1 rRNA gene is annotated in these 2,941 nt (G+C 51.1%); it reads right to left on the reverse strand.

What is annotated here, in order from left to right:
• Positions 1 to 29 precede the first annotated feature (29 nt).
• Positions 30 to 2,922, reverse strand: a 23S ribosomal RNA gene (locus tag OW495_RS22975).
• Positions 2,923 to 2,941: the final 19 nt, after the last annotated feature.

A 2,941-nucleotide genomic window follows, 5' to 3' on the forward strand; every position in this document is an offset into this window, starting at 1 on the left:
TTGAGTCCACAAAACCCCTTGGGTGTTGTATGGTTAAGCCTCACGGGCAATTAGTACAGGTTAGCTCAATGCCTCGCAGCACTTACACACCCTGCCTATCAACGTCGTAGTCTACGACAACCCTTTAGGACACTTATAGTGCCAGGGAAAACTCATCTCAAGGCTCGCTTCCCGCTTAGATGCTTTCAGCGGTTATCGATTCCGAACTTAGCTACCGGGCAATGCCATTGGCATGACAACCCGAACACCAGAGGTTCGTCCACTCCGGTCCTCTCGTACTAGGAGCAGCCCCTTTCAATTTTCCAACGCCCACGGCAGATAGGGACCGAACTGTCTCACGACGTTCTAAACCCAGCTCGCGTACCACTTTAAATGGCGAACAGCCATACCCTTGGGACCGACTTCAGCCCCAGGATGTGATGAGCCGACATCGAGGTGCCAAACACCGCCGTCGATATGAACTCTTGGGCGGTATCAGCCTGTTATCCCCGGAGTACCTTTTATCCGTTGAGCGATGGCCCTTCCATTCAGAACCACCGGATCACTATGACCTGCTTTCGCACCTGCTCGAATTGTCATTCTCGCAGTCAAGCGGGCTTATGCCATTGCACTAACCACACGATGTCCAACCGTGTTTAGCCCACCTTCGTGCTCCTCCGTTACTCTTTGGGAGGAGACCGCCCCAGTCAAACTACCCACCAGGCACTGTCCGTAATCCCGATTCAGGGACCGACGTTAGAACATCAAAACTACAAGGGTGGTATTTCAAGGACGACTCCACCACATCTAGCGACGCGGTTTCAAAGTCTCCCACCTATCCTACACATGTAGGTTCAATGTTCAGTGCCAAGCTGTAGTAAAGGTTCACGGGGTCTTTCCGTCTAGCCGCGGGTACACTGCATCTTCACAGCGATTTCAATTTCACTGAGTCTCGGGTGGAGACAGCGTGGCCATCATTACGCCATTCGTGCAGGTCGGAACTTACCCGACAAGGAATTTCGCTACCTTAGGACCGTTATAGTTACGGCCGCCGTTTACCGGGGCTTCGATCAAGAGCTTCGACCGAAGTCTAACCCCATCAATTAACCTTCCGGCACCGGGCAGGCGTCACACCGTATACGTCATCTTACGATTTTGCACAGTGCTGTGTTTTTAATAAACAGTTGCAGCCACCTGGTATCTGCGACTCTCGTCTGCTCCATCCGCAAGGGACTTCACTGATAAGAGCGTACCTTCTCCCGAAGTTACGGTACCATTTTGCCTAGTTCCTTCACCCGAGTTCTCTCAAGCGCCTTGGTATTCTCTACCCGACCACCTGTGTCGGTTTGGGGTACGATTCCTTACAATCTGAAGCTTAGAGGCTTTTCCTGGAAGCATGGCATCAATGACTTCACTACCGTAGTAGCTCGACATCGTATCTCAGCGTTAAGAAAGTCCGGATTTACCTAAACTTTCCGCCTACATACTTGAACCTGGACAACCGTCGCCAGGCCCACCTAGCCTTCTCCGTCCCCCCATCGCAATTGTAAGAAGTACGGGAATATTAACCCGTTTCCCATCGACTACGCCTTTCGGCCTCGCCTTAGGAGTCGACTTACCCTGCCCCGATTAACGTTGGACAGGAACCCTTGGTCTTCCGGCGAGGGAGTTTTTCACTCCCTTTATCGTTACTCATGTCAGCATTCGCACTTCTGATACCTCCAGCATGCCTTACAGCACACCTTCAACGGCTTACAGAACGCTCCCCTACCCCACATACCCTAAGGTACGTAGCCGCAGCTTCGGTGTATAGCTTAGCCCCGTTACATCTTCCGCGCAGGCCGACTCGACCAGTGAGCTATTACGCTTTCTTTAAATGATGGCTGCTTCTAAGCCAACATCCTGGCTGTCTGAGCCTTCCCACATCGTTTCCCACTTAGCTATACTTTGGGACCTTAGCTGGCGGTCTGGGTTGTTTCCCTCTCCACGACGGACGTTAGCACCCGCCGTGTGTCTCCCGGATAGTACTTACTGGTATTCGGAGTTTGCAAAGGGTTGGTAAGTCGGGATGACCCCCTAGCCTTAACAGTGCTCTACCCCCAGTAGTATTCGTCCGAGGCGCTACCTAAATAGCTTTCGGGGAGAACCAGCTATCTCCAGGTTTGATTGGCCTTTCACCCCTAGCCACAAGTCATCCGCTAATTTTTCAACATTAGTCGGTTCGGTCCTCCAGTTGATGTTACTCAACCTTCAACCTGCCCATGGCTAGATCACCTGGTTTCGGGTCTAATCCTAGCAACTGTACGCCCAGTTAAGACTCGGTTTCCCTACGGCTCCCCTAAACGGTTAACCTTGCTACTAAAATTAAGTCGCTGACCCATTATACAAAAGGTACGCAGTCACACCACGAAGGTGCTCCTACTGCTTGTACGTACACGGTTTCAGGTTCTATTTCACTCCCCTCACAGGGGTTCTTTTCGCCTTTCCCTCACGGTACTGGTTCACTATCGGTCAGTCAGTAGTATTTAGCCTTGGAGGATGGTCCCCCCATATTCAGACAGGATATCACGTGTCCCGCCCTACTCGATTTCACTGATTATGATGTGTCGGTTACGGGGCTATCACCCTTTATTGCGAGACTTTCCAGACTCTTCACCTGCATCATTAAAAGCTTAAGGGCTAATCCAATTTCGCTCGCCGCTACTTTCGGAATCTCGGTTGATTTCTCTTCCTCGGGGTACTTAGATGTTTCAGTTCCCCCGGTTTGCCTCCTGTTGCTATGTATTCACAACAGGATACGTGCTTGTGCACGTGGGTTTCCCCATTCAGAAATCCCAGACTCAAAAGGTTATTACTACCTAATCTGGGCTTATCGCAAGTTATTACGTCTTTCATCGCCTCTGACTGCCAAGGCATCCACCGTGTACGCTTAGTCACTTAACCATACAACCCGAAAGGGTCT

Origin of the sequence: Vibrio sp. 14N.309.X.WAT.E.F5 (assembly GCF_030397615.1) — a bacterium.
GTDB classification, from domain to species: domain Bacteria; phylum Pseudomonadota; class Gammaproteobacteria; order Enterobacterales; family Vibrionaceae; genus Vibrio; species Vibrio lentus.